13 protein-coding genes and 1 tRNA gene are annotated in these 20,265 nt (G+C 56.2%); 5 read left to right on the top strand and 9 right to left on the bottom strand.

Features of this window, described 5'->3' with window-relative positions; all coding sequences use genetic code 11:
- Positions 1-7 precede the first annotated feature (7 nt).
- From NGM15_RS10450 to NGM15_RS10440, 3 genes are all read right to left on the bottom strand, one after another.
- Positions 8-577, bottom strand: coding sequence for a GNAT family N-acetyltransferase (locus tag NGM15_RS10450; protein WP_253430506.1), 570 nt, complete (start codon positions 575-577; stop codon positions 8-10).
- Positions 578-813: 236 nt separating this feature from the next.
- The gene (glyS, locus tag NGM15_RS10445) at positions 814-2,562 is read right to left on the bottom strand and encodes a glycine--tRNA ligase (RefSeq protein WP_253430503.1); all 1,749 of its coding nucleotides are present in this window, start codon (positions 2,560-2,562) and stop codon (positions 814-816) included.
- Positions 2,563-2,795: 233 nt separating this feature from the next.
- A complete protein-coding gene (locus NGM15_RS10440) occupies positions 2,796-3,647 on the bottom strand; it encodes a CBS domain-containing protein (RefSeq protein ID WP_253430501.1) in 852 nt (283 codons plus the stop codon).
- 127 nt (positions 3,648-3,774) lie between these two features.
- On the opposite strand from NGM15_RS10440, the gene NGM15_RS10435 reads away from it, so the two are divergent.
- Positions 3,775-3,942 (top strand): DUF7556 family protein, encoded by a 168-nt coding sequence (locus tag NGM15_RS10435; protein WP_253430498.1) that lies wholly within the window; start codon positions 3,775-3,777, stop codon positions 3,940-3,942.
- A 65-nt stretch (positions 3,943-4,007) separates the two neighbouring features.
- Here NGM15_RS10435 and NGM15_RS10430 read toward each other — a convergent pair whose 3' ends face one another.
- Positions 4,008-4,703 (bottom strand): enoyl-CoA hydratase/isomerase family protein, encoded by a 696-nt coding sequence (locus tag NGM15_RS10430; protein WP_253430496.1) that lies wholly within the window; start codon positions 4,701-4,703, stop codon positions 4,008-4,010.
- A 60-nt stretch (positions 4,704-4,763) separates the two neighbouring features.
- Between NGM15_RS10430 and NGM15_RS10425 the strand changes: the two genes are divergently transcribed.
- From NGM15_RS10425 to NGM15_RS10415, 3 genes are all read left to right on the top strand, one after another.
- Positions 4,764-5,708, top strand: a complete 945-nt coding sequence (locus NGM15_RS10425; protein WP_253430493.1) for a DUF7114 family protein — start codon at positions 4,764-4,766, stop codon at positions 5,706-5,708.
- An 89-nt stretch (positions 5,709-5,797) separates the two neighbouring features.
- Positions 5,798-5,869, top strand: a tRNA-Thr gene (locus NGM15_RS10420).
- 87 nt (positions 5,870-5,956) lie between these two features.
- Complete coding sequence (locus NGM15_RS10415) at positions 5,957-7,573, top strand: DUF7845 domain-containing protein (protein ID WP_253430490.1); 1,617 nt, start codon at positions 5,957-5,959, stop codon at positions 7,571-7,573.
- 262 nt (positions 7,574-7,835) lie between these two features.
- Here NGM15_RS10415 and brxL read toward each other — a convergent pair whose 3' ends face one another.
- Positions 7,836-9,863, bottom strand: a complete 2,028-nt coding sequence (gene brxL / locus NGM15_RS10410; RefSeq protein ID WP_253430488.1) for a protease Lon-related BREX system protein BrxL — start codon at positions 9,861-9,863, stop codon at positions 7,836-7,838.
- The gene (locus NGM15_RS10405) at positions 9,860-12,298 is read right to left on the bottom strand and encodes a PglZ domain-containing protein (RefSeq protein ID WP_253430485.1); all 2,439 of its coding nucleotides are present in this window, start codon (positions 12,296-12,298) and stop codon (positions 9,860-9,862) included. Before NGM15_RS10405 ends, brxL begins: the two co-directional genes overlap by 4 nt.
- A gap of 192 nt (positions 12,299-12,490) precedes the next feature.
- Here NGM15_RS10405 and NGM15_RS10400 point away from each other — a divergent pair, with 192 nt between their 5' ends.
- Positions 12,491-14,305 (top strand): GmrSD restriction endonuclease domain-containing protein, encoded by a 1,815-nt coding sequence (locus tag NGM15_RS10400; RefSeq protein ID WP_253430482.1) that lies wholly within the window; start codon positions 12,491-12,493, stop codon positions 14,303-14,305.
- A gap of 373 nt (positions 14,306-14,678) precedes the next feature.
- Here NGM15_RS10400 and NGM15_RS10395 read toward each other — a convergent pair whose 3' ends face one another.
- From NGM15_RS10395 to NGM15_RS10385, 3 genes are all read right to left on the bottom strand, one after another.
- Positions 14,679-15,590 (bottom strand): helix-turn-helix domain-containing protein, encoded by a 912-nt coding sequence (locus NGM15_RS10395; protein ID WP_253430480.1) that lies wholly within the window; start codon positions 15,588-15,590, stop codon positions 14,679-14,681.
- A 103-nt stretch (positions 15,591-15,693) separates the two neighbouring features.
- A complete protein-coding gene (gene pglX / locus NGM15_RS10390) occupies positions 15,694-19,407 on the bottom strand; it encodes a BREX-1 system adenine-specific DNA-methyltransferase PglX (protein WP_253430477.1) in 3,714 nt (1,237 codons plus the stop codon).
- 129 nt (positions 19,408-19,536) lie between these two features.
- Complete coding sequence (locus NGM15_RS10385; RefSeq protein WP_253430475.1) at positions 19,537-20,253, bottom strand: hypothetical protein; 717 nt, start codon at positions 20,251-20,253, stop codon at positions 19,537-19,539.
- Positions 20,254-20,265: the final 12 nt, after the last annotated feature.

The raw sequence follows: 20,265 nt of genomic DNA, 5'->3' as shown, positions 1-20,265 counted from the left end.
GTTCGCCTCAATCGGCGTCCAGCACGGTGTTCGGACCATCCCACTCGCGCTCGAGCAGGCCGTAGCGCTCGACGTCGACGTAGTCGCCGTCGGCGAACTGCGTCTCGCGGGCGGTCCCCTCGTGGACGAATCCGAGGCGCTCACACAGACGCCGGGAGGCGTCGTTCGGCGCCATCGCCGTCGCCGACACGCGGTGCAGACGGAGTTCCCGGAAGCCGTACTCGAGGAGGTGGGCGCTGGCCTCGAGGGCGTAACCGTTCCCCCAGGCCTTCGGGTGGAACCAGACGCCGAGGTTGGCGTAGCCGTCGCGCTCGATCAACGGCGAGAGCGAGACGGAGCCGACGGGATCGCCCTCAAACTCGCCCGCTTTCGGGACGACGAGCAAGGTCGGATCGGCGTCGACGTCGCGGTCCCACAACTCGTCTCGGTAGTGCTCCTCGCTGTAGGGCGTCCTGAAGGCGCTGATGTACCGGCGTACCTTCGGGTGATTCACTCCCTCCTGGAGGAAGGGAACGTCCGATTCTTCGGGCGGTCGTAACTCGAGTCGGTCGGTGGTGATGAACGTCGGTTCTGTCATTTCTGTCGGTCGTGTCGGTCAATCGTTGCGGATATAACTAGCGTACGAGACAGCGCCACTGACAACTCACGCCGACGAATACGGTAGTATCGATAACGGCGAGAACGGTCTCAACGGAAGAAATCGGTCATCGTTCAGCTCTACGCAGAGCCTCGAGGGACTCCGAGTTAACTGCTCTGGTGAACGGCTGGCGTGGACCCAACTCGGGCAGGAACTGACTCGGGCAGGTCTCGAGCCTACGCGAGATCCTCGAATTCGACATCGCCGGCCCGAAGCGCCGCCAGCGCCTCCGAGAGGTCGCCGATGGCCAGCCGCGTCTGAGCGGTCGAATCACGTTCTCGAACCGTCACCGCGCCGTCCTCCAGGCTTTCATAGTCTACCGTGACGCAGAACGGGGTGCCGACCTCGTCCTGGCGGCGGTAGCGCCGGCCGATGTTGCCCGAGTCGTCGTAGGTGACTGAGAGGCCCTCGGCTCGAAGGGCCGCGGCGATCTCGTCGGCCGTCGCCTCGAGGTCGTCGTCGCTCTGGAGCGGGAAGACGCCGACGAAGGTCGGGGCGATTTCTGGCTCGAGAGCGAGGTAGGTCCGGTCCTCGCCGTCGACCTCGTCCTCGGCGTAGGCATGGTGGAGCACGGTGTAGAGCAACCGGTCGACGCCGAAGGAGGGCTCGATGACGTGCGGGGTGACGTGTTCGCCCGCGATGGTTTCGTCCTGGACGGTGAAGCCCGTCTTCTCGACGGGAATCTCGTGGCTCTCGCCCTCGAGGTCGATTTCGACGACGTCGCCGGAGAAGGCCTCGCGGTCGCGTTCGGCCAGCGATTTCAGGGCGTCGGCGACGGCGGCGGCGTCGCCGCCGAACTCCGGACCCAGGTAGCTCATGTCGGGGTCGACGCTCGCGCGCTCGACGGTCTGAGGTTCGTCGTACTGGCGGAAGACGGTGAAGCGCTCGCCCGAGCCCTCGGCGTGTTTCGAGAGGTCGTAGTCGCCCCGGTCGGAGAAACCGGCGAGTTCGATCCAGTTGCCGTCGATCAGGCCCTCGGCGTCCCAGCAATCGCTCGCGTAGTGCGATCGCTCGCCGGCGAGGTGCTGGCGGAATCGGAAGCGATCCACGTCGACGCCGACGGCGGCGTACCACTCGCGGGCGACGCCCAGGTAGTAGGCGATCCATGGGCTGGCGACGATCCCCTTCTCGGCGGCTTCGCCGATGGTCGTCTCGAGGATCTCGCCATCAACGGCCTCCTGCTCGGTCGCCGGGTACAGGCGGACGGGTACGTCTTCGACCGCCGATAGGTCCGGGTTGTCGCCCTCGGGATCGACGAATAACTCGAGTTCGGCCTGGGTGAACTCCCGGGTTCGGATGATCGAGCGCCGGGGGCTGATCTCGTTTCGGTAGGCGCGACCGATCTGGGTGACGCCGAACGGGAGCGTGTTGCGGGCGTACTCCTTGAGCCGCGGGAACTCGACGAAGATGCCCTGGGCGGTCTCGGGGCGGAGGTACCCCGGTTGAGAGTCGCCGGGACCGATGTTCGTCGCGAACATGAGGTTGAAGTCGTCGATCGCCTGACCGGCCAGGCCGGCGCCACAGGAGGGGCAGACGAGTTCGTACTCGGCGACGATCTCCTCGACTTCCGGAATGGGAAGGCCCTCGGCGTCCTCGTACTCGGTGTTGTCCTCGACGACGTGGTCTGCCCGGTGGCTCTCGCCGCACTCGGGACACTCGACCAGCATGTCGTCGAAGGTGTCGAGGTGACCCGAGGACTCGAAGACCGGTTCGGGCATGATCGTCGGCGCGTCGATCTCCATGTTGCCCTCCTCGACGGCGAATCGATCCCGCCAGGCGTCCTCGAGATTCCCCTTCAGCGCGGCACCCTGCGGACCGAACGTGTAGAATCCGCCGACGCCGCCGTAGACGTCTGAGGACTGGAAGAAGTAGCCGCGGCGCTTGGCGAGTTCGGTCAGTTTCTGGCTCGTAGCCTCGTCGCTCATACTCGTCTCGAACCCCGCCGGACAAAAGTCACTTTCGAGGCCGCGTTACGGGATCACAGGGTCGAGTCGGCTCGAATCCATGGCAAGTCGACTCGAATCCGTGGTAAATCGGCTCGAGGAGCCCGGTCGATACGTGATCGAGCGTCGGCAGTCGATCGTCGAAAATCGCTCAGTGAAGCCGTTCAGTGAAGTCGCTCAGTAACACCATTCAGGAAATTACTTTGTGACGTCGCTCACTCGTACAGCGACCGCACGAGGTCGATATCCCGGACGATCCCGACCAGGTCGTCGCCAGTGACCATCGGAATCTGCTCGATGTCGTTGCTAATCATCAGCTGAGCAGCCCCCTCGACGGACTTCGACCGCGAGACGGTCACCACATCCTCGGTCATGAACTCGCTGACCGGACTGGTCGGCAACTCGATGTCGCGGGTGGGAAGGGACCGACTGCCGACCCCCTTGATCCCCTCCCAGGAGTAGTCGGCGTCCTGGTCCGGGAAGTTGTTGCCCGTCTCCTCCTCTCCTTCGACGATTCGAGCGACGTCGATGACGTCGACCTCGGTGATGACGCCACTCATCCGCCCGTCGTCGTCCAGGACGACCGCGTACGGGGCGTTCGCGTAGTGGAGTTCCCGCTCCGCGACGGGGAGCGGAACGTCCTCGTAGGTCGTGTTCACGCTTCGGGTGGCGTAGTCGCCGACTTCGGCGTCGGTTTCGGCCGCCCCCCTTGCAATTGCGTGGACGACGTCAGTGACCGTGACGATTCCCTCGAACTCGCCATCCACGACGGGAACGCGTCGCGCACCCTCCTCGACCATCACCCTCGCGACTTCCTCGAGACTCGTCTCGGCCGTCGTCGTCGGCACGTTCTCCATCAGCATGACGAGCTGGTCCTCGTCGGGCTGTTCGATCAGCGTCTCTCGAGAGACGAGTCCGCGGTACTCGGCCGTGCCGTCGCCGGACTGGACGACCGGCACGGAGGAAAACGCTCGCTCCTGAAAGTACTCGAGTACGTCTGTTCGGGTTCCCGGCAGCGAGACGGACACCACGTCGTCGCGGACCGTCATCGCGTCGGCTACGTTCATACCACCTCGGTACGGTCAAAATCGGTATAAAGGCAGTGCTTCTGTGGTTGTTCGCCGCGAAGCTCGAACTCGAGCCTCGTCGAGCACATCCGACGAGTTTATATTCGCGTGCAAGCGAACTACTCGCATGGTGGCGAATAACATCCCTGGTGCAGCCGTGTCGGATGACACGGTTCTCGGTTCGATCGACTCCGACGGACGCCGCGACGAGTACGTCATCGCGGACATCTCCGTCGACGATGCGTGGCTTTCGATGGGAGCGGACGACGCGCCGACGCTCTCGACCTGGCGGTAACCTGCCGGCTGCGTTCTCCTCGACTCGACCGTTCGACCGTTCGATCGTTCGCCCCTTCGCCAGCGCTATCGACGCGCAGCGATTTCGTCTGCGTGCGCCTCGAGCAACCGCCCGAACGCTGTCGCCTCGCGTGTCTCCTGTGAGTCTCGATCGGCGTCGTCCCGCAGGCGTTCCTTGAGCACCCGGAGGGTATCGGCCGGATGCGTCGCGATCGACGCCGCGACCGCCCGCGGATCGGCCTCGATTCGCGACAGCAGTCCCATCCGGAGGGCCTCCTCGGCCTCGAGCACCCGCCCCGTACACGCGACGTCGAGTGCGTTCCCCTCGCCGACGATCCGCGGCAGGCGAACCGTCCCGCCCCAGGCGCCGAACAGGCCGAACGTGACCCCTGGCTCGCCGAACGTCGCCGACGGCGTTCCCACGCGAACGTCGCAGGCCAGCGCCAGCTCGAGCCCGCCACCCCTGGCCGGCCCGTCGATCCCGGCGACGGTGATGGCGTCCGCGGTTTCGAGCGCTCGCGCGGCTCGCTGGCCCAACCGGGCGAACGCCTCGGCCCCCTCGCGATCCAGGTCGGCGACGGTGTCCAGGTCGGCGCCGGCACAGAAGGCCGGCCCGGCTCCTTCGAGGTAGATCACTGGTTCCTGGGCGGCGCGGATAGCCTCCTCGAGCGCCTCGAGCCCGTCGACCGTGAGCGCGTTTCGCGCGGCCGGCCGGTTCAATCGAATCGTCCGAACCGATCCGTCCGATCGACTGTCGATCATGCCACTCGTCGGTGGCACCTTTCCAAAGGTCTTTGCCTGCTCCGCCGTAACCATCCGATGATGGATCGGGTCGATACCTGCCGAGGAGCCGCTCGCGACGCGCTCGCGGACGTCGAACCGGCAGCGCTACACGACTTTCTCACCGACACCCTCGAGACGGCCTCGATGACGCCCGGTGTGTTGACGCTCGCGTCCGCGTCCGTCCTCGAGCGCGCGGAGTCGCGGCCGACGGGCGACCAGGACTCGAGCGGTGCGAAGTACGAGCGAAGCGACGGCCATGACGAATCGAACGGTGAAACTGCGAGCAGGGAGAGTCCAGGAGCACCCGAAACCGAGAATCGGCCGGCGGCCGACGACCCGACGTCCGGCGAATCCGGCGATTCCCTCGAGGGAATTGCTCACCACGCCGCCGGCGTCCAGCTCATCTACGAAGGCCTGCGACTGACCCGAGCGCTCGCCCACGACGAACCCTGGGCCGAAACCACGGGCGACAGCCGCGCCGACCTCGAGATCCTCGCCGCCGACATTCTCGTCGCTCGCGGCTTCTACCTCCTCGCCCGCACCGACGCCGCCGACACCGCCGTTCGGACTGTTCGCCGCTTCGGTCGCGACCAGACCACCCGCGTGGACGCCGACGAGACGGACGCCGCCGTCCTGGACGGGAACCTCGAACAGGACGTCCTGGAACTCGCGATCCGAACGGGTGCGACGGTTGCCGATGCCGACCCGACGCCCGAGCTGCTCGCAGTGGCCACCGAGGTCGCCGACGCCACCGTCACCACCGATGCCGGCCTCGCGTTCCTACCCGCTGCAGAGTGTCTCCCGGACCTCGAGGCGTTCGAGGTCGATGCTGATGACGAGCGCGATAGTGACGATGCAGGTGCAGGTGTAGGCGAGAGCACGGATGAAGACACAAGCGAAGACAAACGTAAACGCGACCTCGAGCGACCGCCGGTCGAAACGGAGATCCCGACCGACCGCGTGACGTCCACCGGAGACCACTGAGCGGTTCGTACGGACCTCTGTCACCCTGACACACACTCAGGGGGGAATCGAAACCCATAAAGACGACTCCGGTCAACCAACGCATGCCTGCCTGGGTAGCTTAGCGGTAAAGCGCGTCCTTGGTAAGGACGAGAGCCCGGGTTCAAATCCCGGCCTAGGCTTAATACGATTCCTTCAATTTCCCCCGGAAAAGGGGGAAAGCTACCTGAACCGTACAGTCCCAACCATCATAAATTGGGGTGTCGCCCGTGAGGCAGATCGCCACCGCGCCTCACGAGTGCGAAGGGAACCTCATCTTCACCGAGAACGGTCTAAGTCCCTACTGGATCCTCGGTCGATTGCTTATCCAACGGTTCGATGGTTACTCCGGCGAGATAGAGACGGAGGTCGACGGCGAGACGTGGACGATCAACCTCAAGTACCAGAAAAGTGGGATCGCGCCACGCCTCGAGGACGACGTAGCGAGCAGTCGACTTCACGAGTATCGGATCAGCGGGTACGGACCTGGAGAGCGAAAGGCGAACTTCCTCATCCAACCCCGGTTCGCCGACATGCGCCACCACGAAACCGGTGAGCGCGTCTCGACGCCCTTTGACAACATCCCCGAGGACGAGGGGATCAATGTCCGCTTTGCCGGCTCTAACCTCGAGCCAACCGAGTTCCGACGGCTGCTGCCGACATTCGTCCAGGTACTGGCTCAAGAGGGGAGTCTCCCGATCAACACGGACTACTTCGCGAGCCGGCCACACGAGATGAGCAACATCACGACCTACGAGCGATACGTTCGACTCAATCGGTCGTGGAGCTCGAAGGTCGTCGGCCGAGCTGGCATCATGCAGCGGCTGATGCACCTCTGTGCGACCGAGAAAGGGAGCAAGTTCGAGTATCGCGTCGACAACGAGGACATTGTCGGGTACAACCACCGTGTTCGGTTACCAACGCCAGACGCGAGACGGCTGATCTCTGGCCACCAGTACGGGAAGCAGATCAAGCACTACCACCCGAAATACGTTCGCGAGAAAGACGAGACCGATCCACTGTACCATCCGAAGGTGGGTGTTCTCCTGAAGAAGAAGCTGAACAGCAATCGATCGTTTCGATGGGAAGATCACCGAAAGCTCAGGCGAGAGATCGACGAGACGCTCATCAACACTCTCTCCTGGAGCAACGTCCCGGTCAAACCCGACCACACGACGTACGTCCCGGACGATCACTTCGACGCGGTAGCGGCGGACGACCCCGTCGAACTGTTCGCCGATCCGACGCCTGAACTCGAGACCGAACAGAACACGATGATCCTGCAGACGTTCGTCGGGCTCCGTGAGAGCGACGAACGGGTTCTCCAGACGCTCGTTACCGATGGCGGGGAAGTACACCCGAACGAGCTGGCGGACAAGACAGGGCGGAGCATCAGCACGATCTACCGGACGCTCGATCGGCTCCGGGGTATTCTTCGGAACGACAACGCAAGCGTTTCGTTCGCGAGCCAGAAGTTCGAACAGGATATCACCGCGATCGTCGACCAGGTCGAATTCGGCATCGAGAACGCAGCCGATCGCGTGTCAAATCTCTACAACCTCGAGACGAAAGGCGCGTCGTCGAACGCGTGGCAGAAGTTCTGCAACAAGTACGGGGCCGCCCTCGTCGAGGTCGCTGAGGGCGGTGAGACGACGCTGCGGATCGATATGGTGCTCTCGAAGCTGAAGAGCTCATCCAACCCTCGAATCCAGGACGTGCTCGAGGAAGCGATTCGTGCGTGGCGAGCAATCGGTCGCGATCCGCTCGAGCTTCGAGAGGCGACCGTCCAGTGGCAGACGGCTCCCGAGACCTGGGAGTACGGAAAGGTAAATCCGACCCTCAGATAGCGCTGTCCTGGTGAGTGGCAACACTATCGTACAGGGCTAATTAGCGGCTGTTTTCGCTGTATTTTGGCTAACCCTTGGTTTCGACTCGAGGGATGTTTTGCGCGTATTCGACGAATCGGGCTTGTTGGGTCAAATCTCGTCCCAGCGGGTGGGAAACCCCTCTTACTGAGTGTGCCTAAGGGCACGTGCTCAAAAAATTACTTACGCCTCCGCGAGCTCGAGGTGATGCACACGGAACGGGGGTGATGGATCCGCGTAGCTCTCACTCCAGTTGTAACGCCTTGCTAGCGGCTTCGATTGGGTCGGTATAGAACACCAATTCGAGTTCGTCGAGAATCTCGTCCGGTATCTTGCTGAAGCTGTCTTTGTTTTTAGCGGGAAGGAGTACCGTTCCCGCTCCTGAATCGACTGCCAGCTGAAGCTTATCGACGAGCGAGCTTGCTTCGACGAGTTCTCCCATGAGGCTCATGCTTCCAAGTACGACAAGGCGTGGCCGTACCGGTCGATCGAGGATACTGGAGATTATCCCTACTAAGAACCCGACGCTGGTAGACGTTCCTTCAGAGGCATCTGAAGGGTTCAAAACCTGGATTTTGATGTCGTGATCGTCGAGAGTTTCGTCTCGAGAGAGCTCCCGCATATTTGCTTTGAGGTAGTCGTAGGCAGTCTGGAACTCTTCTTTCATTTTAGATCCAGGGGTGCCTGAGATGCTTTTCTTCCCTTTCCCTGGTAGCGCTTGGGTTTCAATCCGGAAGACTGCATTACTGGACTCCGAATTCCCGATTGTGTATATCGAACCTGGTTGTTGGGATCCTTGAGGAATGAGCGTCTCCTCTGCTTCCTCTGGGACAGTGACAAATATCTCCTCTCGAGTGTCCAAATCTGTGTACGAGAAGTTGACTGCTCTGTATTCCATCCCACCCATTCGCTTGAGCTGCTCTTTCACCCGTCGTCGGCCTTCCATCGCGAACTCGAGATACTCCTGGAGTTCTTCCTTTGTGTATTCCCCATCTGGGTGAAGCATCTTGAGAAAACCTGATACAGTTTTTCGGACGGCTTTCTCGTCACGCTGATTCAGGTGGTCTCCGAATGCGAAGTATTCGTTGATCGCATCCCCCTGCGATTCTTTCCGGAGCTCGCGCATGAATTCGGAGTAATAATCGACGATAAAGCCGAACTGGTCGTCGAAGAATTCCGATCGCATTTTCGGAATTTCCCAGCCGGGAAGATAGTAGTGGAAGCGATCGATCAGCGCAAGATCCTGCATCTCGTCCGGGAAGGGCTTGAAGAGGTGTGAACTTTTCAACACCCCCTCTACGTCGAGGTCGATATTCCCAACATAGACCATTGATGCACGTGCTGTGAGTTCCTCTGTCCCTCGTGAGAAGCTCCCCGACTCCATGTAATCCTTGAGCATTTGGACGGCTTCCGAATCGGAGAATCGCAATCCGCCTACTTCGTCGAAGGCGACAACATCCCACCGTCCGACAAGCCCAATCTGGCCTGTATTGAGGTTCAAGAACAACTTCGCAACCGTCGTTTTTCCACCGGAGATGAGAATCGAGTGTGGGCTGATCTCGCGATACAGGAAGCTCTTCCCAGTTCCACGCGGCCCGAGTTCGACATAATTGTAATTATTCTCACAGAGAGGGAGACAACGAGTGAGAAACAGCATCTTCTCTCGATTAGTGAAACTTGAGGGGTCATATCCCATGCTGTGTAGCAATAGATCCCTCCATTCATCGCGCGTGAACTCCTTGCGTTGCTCTTTAATTTCGTCGAGGTCGAGGCTCGATACCTGAATCGGCTGGAACGAGTCGATCCCGAAGAGGCTGTGTTCGGAGCCGACGTTGTCCGGAATGTATTCCAGATCGATTATCGCCCAGACACCTCCACCAAGCAGCTTCGGGTGTTTGCTGACGAGGTGCTCGTTAATTTCAACGTCCGTGAGATTCAGATTGACGAACGAGCCGACGTAGGCATCCTGGCGCTCGTCCAGGTGGACGGTCACTTTGTCGATGACACGGTACCGCCCCCGTTCGCGGACTTCTGATTTAATGAACTCAGCCTCATCAGGTCTGACGTAGTGCTTTTTCAGGATCTGCTTGACTGTGTCGACTCCCTCTTCGATCGCGGCCTCGCTATCCGTCGCACAGTATTTCCCAACGAGGTATTCGAGAACGTACGTCGGAACGTTCGCCCCTGATTTGATGTCCTGGACGAGGTCTTTCCGGACGACACGTCCAGAAAAGTGCTCGAGCGCCTTTTGATCGAGTTCACGACGAGTCATTCAATATCGAACTCGAAGTCCTCCCGCATAATGATGTTATTCGTTGCTTCACCAGTGGCCACCGTTTCTCGGGTTTCCTCATCGATCGCTTCGAACAAAATGGTTGCGTCCTCATCAAGTTCCCCACTCTTCAGACGGATGGTGGTCTCATTTTCGCCTTGATTTATCTCGACGCGTTTTGGCTCGGCCACCTCTCTACCATCAACCGTCGCAGTGAGTCGGAGGGTGGGTGTCCGGGTGAACGACAGCTGGCCACTACGGGCCGTAATCGTCACGTCGACAATCGTGTTCGAGACGCTCTCTGGGAACGTGACCTCGTACTCGATCGGCGCATCCTCGTCCTCGCGTTCAACAGTCGTCACCGTGAGACAGGGGACGACGAGCTCTTGCATCGAGATCCCACCATGGAAGTAGCGCATGTTCCCACCGGCAGCATAGAAACAGGCCACGCTTCGTGGGAAAAACAGCCGCAGATCGGCCGCATCAATGCCGAGTTTCTGTAGCTGTTCATCATCGAACTCGATGATTTCGTCACCGGGAATAACCGGTGCATCCGCGTCAGCGACGGCAAACCGTCGTTTCGTGAACGCAACACCGTCGAGTGAGTCGACTTTGTCCTTGTTCGGGAGTTCTTCGGTGTAGAGGAAGCCGTGATCTGCAGTAACGACGAATCGGGTATACCCAACCGCACGGAGTCGCTGAATAACGTCTTCGACGTCGCGAACGTGATCGGCAACCTGTCCGAACGCTTTGTCGTCGTCGAAGCTTTCTCCGAGCTTGTCGATGGTTCCGGAGTAGACGATCCTTGGTGGCGTTCCCGCTTCTTTCAGAGCCGACTGGGGGTCGTCGAGGATATCATCGATATCGGCGACGGTAAAACCAGCATCGGCGAAGCGCGCTTTTCGATCGCCTTTATCCGACATTTCAGTGTCATCGACCGAGACGACCAATTCGTCATCCGAGTCGAGTTTGAGTGACAGTTCGCCGGGGAGGTGTGTCGCCATACCGACCTCTGTAATCGAGGGGAGGGCTGCCGAGGTGAACTTCATCTGTTGGTCTGTCTCCTCGTCGGATTCAAACCGCTGCTCGAGTTCTCGAGCTAATTCGTAGCGAAGCCCGTCACAAATGAGAACGGCGGTTCCCTCCTCTCGTTCGACGTACGCGTCGAAGAAGTCGGTCTGTGGTGTACCGAGCGCGGGGTCGGTGGCCAACCCTTCGGCGACTGGCCGATTGAGCGTTCGAAGGAAGGAGACGTACGACGCCGTAATTTGGTCACGGACGCCATGGAGTTCGTCGACCGCACGGCGGTTATCCTGAACGCTCCGAACGTATCGACGATAGGCAGCGTCGATCGTCCACCACTCCTCGGTGTACCGGTCAGCAATGGTCTGTGGGTCGTAACCTTCGGCTTCGATTTCTTCGATCGCCGAGCCAGTCTCATGAAGTACCTCGAGACCGTGCTCGAGAATATCCCAGTAGCCTGCGTGGCCCTCATCGTACCAGAAGCCGTTCTGTCGGCGTTCGACGACGGGTTCGAGGTCAGTTGCGAGCGCTGGAAGTTCGTCGTAGTCGGCGTCTAGGAGGCGATTCAGGCAGAGCCGGACGAGTCCATCGTCGATCTGCCGAAATGCGTTGGATTCCCACTCGAGTGCGTCCGAGGCGATGACTTCCTCGGTAAGGTTTCGATCGTCGCTCACGACGGCCGCGTATTCGAGGTAGGTCGCGGTATCGATCTTCTGCCAGTACTCACAGAAACGCGCTGCTTCTCTCGTACCGTCGGCTGCAAGCCGTGAGTAGCGGTCGGTGGGTGAGGTGTGTTCGAGTTCGCCGAAGAGCAATTCGGTTGCGATTTCCTCGGCATCGAGACCGGCTGCAATCCCGTAGGTTTCCTCGAGGAGGTGCGTCCACTCGTGTGCCTGGCCGTGTTCTTCGATCGTATCTCGGTATGCGTCCGGATCGGCGAGATACTCGACGAGGTAGTCTCGTGGGGAGTGATTCGGTGTATCGAACAGGACGCAAAAAAACGCCCGGCTCAGTTGTGTTTCGTTTTGCCCCCAGTTGGCGTACTCATCCGGGATTCGATCTTCTTTTCCAACGAGGTATTTTGAGGCAGGTCGATCGCCAACCGTCGCACTAGGTCGGTATTGGCGCCCGAGCCGGTGAACGTCCATGAACCAGTCGGCGTCGTCACGCCACTTCGGGACATAGAACAGCCACTGCTCGTCGATGTCGTTGTCTTCCTCCCAGAGCCGGCGCTTGAGCTCGAGGAAGCTCCCGTTGTATCGAGCGACGTTGACGCCACGATCTTCCATCGCGGCTTCGATCTCGTCGATGACGTTCCCGTACTTTTCGCTCGAGTCGTACCAGACCCAGACGGGATGGCGCTCGAACTTCTCCTTGAGTTCGGAGATAACCTGTGTGACCGTATCGGCCATTAGCGAACCACCACTGTCGCATTTAGTTTCCCACGTCGCATATTCTCACTTACCCGTCATTGAGTGACTGTTACTATAAGAGTCTGGTAGTTAGCTTTGTCAAACGATCTGAGTCAATTTACCGATGTCTGCTTAGTGTCCATGAGCAGTACTTCCCTCACCTTTAGTATCTATTGATGAAAGAAGGAAGATATGGTTGATGTTGAGAACCCGGGGACAAAGCAGGTAGAAACTCTCTTACAGAATGTTGAGGATGGATCGTACGTCATTCCGTATTTCCAGCGAGGATTCGAGTGGCAACCTTCGATGGTCGCCGAACTTTTCGAGTCTATCCTTCAAAATTACTACACTGGGCTACTGTTGTTTTGGGATTTAGATACTAAACGCGGGGAGGAAGAAAAATGGGATCCGATTTGGGGTGCAACCCTCGAAAATACCCCCGAGAAGGCAGTTCTTGACGGCCAGCAACGACTCTCCTCTCTGTACTACGCAATTCACAACCCAGAGGAGAAATTCCCCAGTCGAAAATCCTACTATGTCTTTTATCTGGATCTGATTTCGGTTCTGAACGAGGAATATGAAGAGTCGGTCTCCTATCGATACTTTCAGAATTATCGTGACTGGGATCAGTTGCGGAAGAATAGAGAAAGCTGGATAGATCACGGAAAGGTTCCACTTTGTATTCTCTCGGCTACTGATTCGAAGTACCCAAACAAAAAATACATCGATTCACAGGAATTCGAAGTGTGGATTGATCAGTTCATTAAGGAACGGAGGTCGGATTTACCAGCAGACATCAAACCGTGGGACGTTCGGGATGTATTTGTGAGTATTTTAGATTATACCTTCGTTGACTATCCACTGAGCAACGACCGAGACATTCACGATATTTGTAATATTTTTGCGAAGGTGAACGCAAGCGGAATGAAACTCTCAACGTTCGATCTGATGAACGCTTTCCTCTATCCAAGTGGAGTCAAACTTCGAAAAGAACTCTGGGAGAAAATGGACAACGAGACGCTGAAGAGTATCGACTCGAATATGAACGAATATCTTCTAAAGACAATTTCGTTGGTCAAACAAAATTACTGTTCGTCAAAATATCTCTATAATCTCATTCCTGGTGAGGAAGTAACTAGAAAAGATAGCACTGGTAGTAGGTACGAGGAGGTATTGGTTGAGTCAGGCGAGGAGTTTGAACAGTTGTGGAACACGTCCTGTTCGTATATGGAACAGGCTCGAGAGATTATCATGAATACGGGCGATGCGGAGTTCGGAGCGATAAAGACTGGCTTCATTCCCAACAGTACTATTGTACCGGTCTTGGCGGCTATTCTCTGGGAATATGATGGTGATACTGACGATCCTGAATTTAAGCAAACACTCAGTCAGTGGTACTGGTCGGCAGTCCTCTCTCAGGATTACAGTGGTTCGTCAGACACCGTTATGGCCAAGGATTTCCGTGATTGGAAGGAGTGGATTGATGGTGGCAATCCCATCGAACGAATTATGAAGATCGATGAGGAGTTCATTGATGAACTCGATCTCAGATCCGTGGATAAAGGATCTGCCAGATACAATGCGATCATTTGTTTGTTGGCGTTGCACAATGCAAAAGATTTCTACAAGGGTCGAACCGTTGGGACGGGAGATTTCTCCGAACAGAAGATCAACGATCACCACATCTTCCCGAAAAAGGTCACGGGCTTGGCTCCCGAAAAATCCCAAACATTTGCCAGTGCAAAGGATTCGATCGTTAACAGAACTCTAATCTTGGACGGCACGAATAACAATATCAAAACGAAGCGACCATCGAAATATCTCCAGATGATGATCGCCAAACACGGGGATGAAGAAGCAGTCAGAGAACTCTTACGTAGTCATTTCATCTCTGATCAAGCATACGAGTCTCTAAAACAGGACGATTTCGATACGTTTGTGCTCGAGCGAGAGAAGGCAATCAAAACACACATCGTGGAAAATGTCGGCATTAGGGACCGAACATAATTCAATAGAGATTATACCGTACGGTCAGGTTCAGTAGAGAATCGGTTCGTGAACCGCCGTTACGGACGCCGAACGAAAACAGTCAGTTCAGTGAGATCCTCCGAGCTCGAAGTGGCGTGGCTCGTTCAAGTATACGGTCGAATTGCGGACTACAAACGAGATCACAGACGATGTCCGAGCGTCAATTCTCGAGTCCTACGAACAGGTGGCGAGAGCGTAACTCGCGTTAAAATCTGAGGGTTAGTTGCCGTTTTCGTCGGCTTTCATCGCCCGTTCTTCACGAACCGACATGACTCCAACTTTTCTCCAGAAGGCTCTCGTCAGGGGGCTACCCCCACGAAATCGGCGGGAACTGTCGCCATTATTTGAGCCGTTATCTGGTACCATTGTCTATGGTGCTATTTGCGGCCATCCTGTATAATAGTACCGCTCCTACAAAGGCCAGAATTGGTGGTAAAATCGAAGCGAGTCCAGCGTGCAAAAGTTGCCACTCGTAGATGGTTGTAAAGACGTAGAGCCCACTAGCGATTATGAGAACGCACACACCAATAAAAATCGAGACGTGCATGAGCGAAAGGACGTTCGTATTGCGCTCGATTTCTGCATCGAGTTGTGAGCCAAGCGAATCGTATCTGTCGATCGTTTCTTCGATAGGTTCAGATGGGTCGTCAAGTACACTATCTCGATGAACTGGGCCAACACCGTGTTCGAAGTCGGTGATGTTGACGACAATCCATCCAAGAAGGATCGCCGAGAGAAATAGCATAATCGCAGAGATGATGAGGGTCGGGATTCCCCAGTGTATCTCGGCAGGATCTGGGAGATCTGCAATACTGAAACCGGTTACGAGGACGCCGATAACGACAAATCCAGTTCGGACACCTCGCAGTGCTGTATTGTCGAGCGTCTTGTAGGAGTCTAGTTGCCGTTCATATTCTTGTTGAATATCGGTGAGCAGAATACGTCGGTAATCAGATGTCGTCCCAGTAGTCTGCGAGTCAATAGTACCATCTCCCACAGCATCGTCGTCATCAGGTAGGTCATGGTCGCTTGATAGTGACTCGTTCAGGCGTCCATCGAGATACTCTCGGCCAGTCTTCGAAATGCCATAGTAGCCCCACTCTTCGTGTGTTTTTTCGATGAAACCCTGTCTCTCAAGGTCTGCTATCCGAAAACGTATTTCCCCGTACGAGTGAGGGTCGAGATTCCGGGCGATAGCGGATGGAGTCAGTTCGGCGTCGGTCTCCTTAAGATAGTGAAGGATGTCCTCGTCGAGGGGTTCCATCCACAGCGGCCGGTCTCTCATTCGCGTAGTCTTCCGTTTAGAAGCAAGTAATAAATAAGTCGCGGTCGACCCAGGCGGTCAGCCCAAAGACTACTCGAGCGAGTCAGAGTTTATCAAGTTCCGTCTGCAGTAGATCGTACTCGTCCACCTTCTGAATATTCTCCCAGATCCCGGCTTCGAAGTCCGGCTCGAACCCATCGTCGATCAGTTCGTCGAGCCGGTCCCCGAAGTCCCGAATATCGTCGAGTTGTTCCTGCACCTCCTCGAGTTCCGTGTTGAGTTCCCGTTGCTGGTCGCCGCCGGCTCGGTCGAGCCGGCTTTCGATGCTTTCGAGGCGGTTCTCGAGCGTTTCGATCTTGGCGTCGACGTACTGGCCCCGAAGCTTGGGAAGGGTGTCGGCATCCATCGCGTGGTAGTAGAGGAAACAACTGAACGCCCCATCGTTGCTCTCGAGGTGCCAGTAGATGGGGATGCGTTGGCCGCGACGGCGGTACTCCTTCGTGTGGTGATAGCGGAAAAAGTTCTCGCGGAGCCAGTCGGTCATGTCCTTATTGAGCAGTTCCTCAATCTCGGCTTCCTTCTCGTAGACGTCGTCGAAGGTAGCCTCGATGCACTCGCGGATACGATCGGTGACGTTGTTGTCAAACTGATTGTCGAAGACGAGAATGCCATCTTCGGTAGGGGTGATTTGGTTCTCGAGGTTGTCCCAACGTTTGAAGAGGACGCCGAAATAATACGAAAGGAGACGACCAGCGGACTCTTTTACCCTGTCATTCGAGTACAGGCTGTGGTTCCTCCGCGCCATCGCGATGGTATACGGGGAGACGTTGAGTTTTTCGGCTAAAGAACGGACGTCTTCTTCATCCGCCGATTCGATTTCGGAGAGCAGCCTCTCATACTCCTTGTCAGAGAGTTTTTCGACGTCGACGTGCTCTCTGAATGGCTTTTCGCCCGTTTCTAATTCTCCGGCGTTGGCTATATGTGGGAGTACGGCCAAGTTCGAGGGGAGGTCTTCGTACAATTTCCTCCGCACGCTGTCCGGTATAGCGTACTCCTCGAACACTGCCTTATCAATCAACCCCGAGACAATCTCGATGTCTGACTCCAGCACATCATGTAAGAAGAGGAGATCCTCTGAGGAGTCAATGAAATTTGACGAATCAAACTCGTATTTTGATTCTATTGTTCTAAATTTCTGAGTTTGCGCTTGAATGCCGTATGTTGAGAGCGCGGTCAGTTTCCTGCTGACGTGGTCATCCTTTACCGGTATGTTTTTCGCATCGCCTACTTGAAAGTCAATTCCGGGGTTTATGCCGTTCATTATGTATCTCACCAGAGACGAGTTGAGATATCCGAGTAACGAGAGATCTGTGTCTTCGTCTCCGGTGTGAATGAAGTGTGCAGCGTGGCTAAACAGGTGGTTTTCGCGGTGGATCCGTGCAGTGAAATACTTGCTCAGACGTCTAAAGGTAATACCGTGTTTTCGATAGTAATCGGTATTCCGCGGATAACTTTTTCCAAATTCTTTTATTTCTTTCCCGTCATTCTCCCACAGCACTAGCTTTTCCGTGGAATCGTGGTATCTGTTATAGTCGCCCCCGTGCATGAGCCAGGCGTATTTCTCTCCAATCCGATTCTCGGGAACCTCCCACCAGTTTCTGGTGTACGTGTCGTCGTCGCCGGTTTCGAGCCCTTTCACAACGTCATACACATCGCCCAGTTGATGATGTTCGCTAAATAGATTCAAAATATCGTTACCAAACCAATAAACGAACGGACTCCTTCGTATCTTTTTGAAATTACGCTGATTTACAACAGTGACATCTTCGTGATTTCTGCCCTGCCGTAGGGATTTCGTCACTTCAGTTAGTCCGTCAATCTTCTCCTCGTATCCGGAGTACTCCACTTGTTCATGTGTTAATCGGTAGAATCGAGATTTAGCGAGATCAGAAGGAGCGCTATTTCTGATCACAAATGGGATGGTGAACGGCCGATCTTTCATCGAAAAGCTGTACCCCGATAAGTGTGCTCCTTCTATGACTTCTACATTGTCAATCAGCGTAGATCTAAGATTTCTGAAATGGTACTGGAACATGAAGTTTTCAGGCGTCACTAGCGTCGCATAGCCATCTTCCTTGGAAAAATCCCAACACCGTTCGATAAACGCTCCATATACGTCACTTTTCGAATCCGGGTAGTTGTCGTACACGTATTCCTTCAAGCTTTCGCTCATTTTTCCGCTGCCCAAATACGGCGGATTAGAGATGACGATATCGTACTTGTGAAGAAAGAGATCAACCAACTGGACGCTTTTTTCAACCTCGTTCGCGAACAGTTCTTCGATCGGGTCGTTCTGCTCCAGAGCTTCCTCAGCTAGCGCAGTAACTTGTTCGAGCAGCCCCACTTTCACCTGCTCCCACGATTCCTCCTCACCTGAGTACGACATTACGGACGACTGCTTTGCCAGCCCGTCGTGTGTAAACCGGGTCTGGCCCGTCGCCTTGACTTCCTCGATTTCTTCTTCGATGATCGCTTCGATCTGCTCCTCGATCCGGACAAGACTCCCCCACTCGCGAATATGTTCAAAACTCGCCCAGACCTGCTCGAGGACACGTCGTTCGAGTTCCGAATCCGCTCTTTCGAGTACTTGCCGTTTCTTATCGCCGTTAATGAGCACCGCGTTTGCCGAGACGATATTCATCCCTTCGATAGCTACCTCCGGTGCGTGGCTCTTCGCCTTCACGTACAGAGCTAGGGCTGCGATCTGGGCCGCCCCTTCATCAATGTCGACCCCATAGAGATTTTGCTTCAAAATCTCCCGCGGGATGTGGCTTTCAGGGATATCACTCTGCTCGAGATACATCTCGTATAATACGTCAAAAGCATAGAACAGCATGTGACCGCTGCCACACGCTGGATCCAGCACCTTGATCTCACGCACGTCTTTCACGTCGCGGTCGATCAACGACTTTTCGAGCGGCGCGAGGTGGAAGCACTTGTCTTCGTCGTCAATATTCGTCTTGTCGCCGTGCATCTCGAGCCACAATCGTCCCAGCGAGTTGTCAACCATCCACTCGACGATGTAGCGCGGCGTGAACAACTGGGTCTTCGTCGCTACGTCCGTATCTTGCACTTTGTAGTTCTCATCGTTGATCCGCTGGTCGATCTCCTCTCGTTCGTTCTCTCCGAAAAACTGATACACCCAGCCCATCGCCTCGTCTGACTGCCATACGTCATCACCGAGCTTGTCGAGTTCCTCAAGAATCTCCCGTCGAATCGCGAAATCCGGCTCGAGGGCTGTGTAGTCGGAGCCATCGAATAACACTCGGATCTCCGAGCCGATCTCCTGGTAGGCAAGATCCAGAGCAGCCCCGAGGCCGTCGTCGGTTGCGTCAGTCAACTCCCCTGCAATCTCGTCGACGGTGTAGTGCATGTACGACCGTCCACCGTACTCCGGTCGCCTACGGAGGGTTTCGGTGACCAGCTCCCGCGCCTCGATCGTCTTCATCCCCACGAAGCGGTTGAGATACTCCTTGGTCGCCTCGCGGATGTAGTTCTGGTAGGCTCGGCCGTAGAGTCCGTCAGTTGCCTCGAGTTCGCGTTCTAACGCCGCGTCAATCTCCTTTCGGGTCGCGATATCTTCCACTGAGAGGTGTGAGAGCGAATTCACCGGCACACGATCGTCGTCGTAAATGCCGTAGCGCTCGAGTTGGCGTTCGAACTCCTCCTCGAGTGTCGATCGCGCGCTCAGGATGGTACTTCGAATGTCTGATCGATCGTCCGCACTGAGGCCGTTCTGATGGGTCGTAGCTGCCATAGTAGATGTATGTCCGTTGGTTCGGGAACGATGGTGTCATCCCCGACACAGTATGATACCTAACACAGACAGCATCCGTATCAATCTAGTGTTTCGCCGACCTGACTATCTACCTTGCCGGATACAAAATTATATTAACCGATCATATGCCTCTTCGATGGCGCTCTGAAAGAATCCACCGTGATGGCCCCAAAATGCCCCGATCGGAATTGAACTGTCATCTTTGGAAGCGTTTCGCCGTTCAAGAACATAGGTGCTGAGCGAACCTTGATCGAGTACTGGGGCTCGCCTAATCGCTAACGTATCTCCCCCACTTTTCGCTGCTTTGGAATCCAAAATCCACTCCCAATCGTCATCTGTGAATTTTGCTGGTGGGATCTCAGATACTGCTGGAAGGGACGTTCCTTCTTGCCGGGTTTCCTCTACTTTCTGTTGGTCTCTTTCCTCTAACCAATGCTTTTCAACGGCCTGAAAGCCCTCCGCAAGCCTCGGTAAATCCTCGAGTTTAACGCCGCTCAGCCTGATTTGGTCAGATCGTTCATGAACCAAGTAGAAAGGCCCGCCGTCGTCGTTGAAGGAGATAGCTGCCAACCACCAGGTCACAAAATCGGCGTCAATCCCTATCTGTTCGGTAAGCCGCCAGATCATCGCGCCATCAGATTCATACGGTTTGCTGTATATATTAGCCTCCTCGTCGGATTTTTCCCATTCTTCCAAAAACTCGTCCTCTGCTTCTTCAATAAGCACTTCAACCTGAAGAAAGATCAAATCTTTTAACGATGGATCATACTCTTCGAAGAAAGATTCGATATCACTTCGTAATTCCTCCGGGATCTCGTCGACCATGAGATTGGAGTT

This window comes from Natronosalvus halobius (assembly GCF_024138145.1).
Taxonomy (GTDB): domain Archaea; phylum Halobacteriota; class Halobacteria; order Halobacteriales; family Natrialbaceae; genus Natronosalvus; species Natronosalvus halobius.
This window is presented reverse-complemented; position numbering and strand designations above follow the sequence as displayed.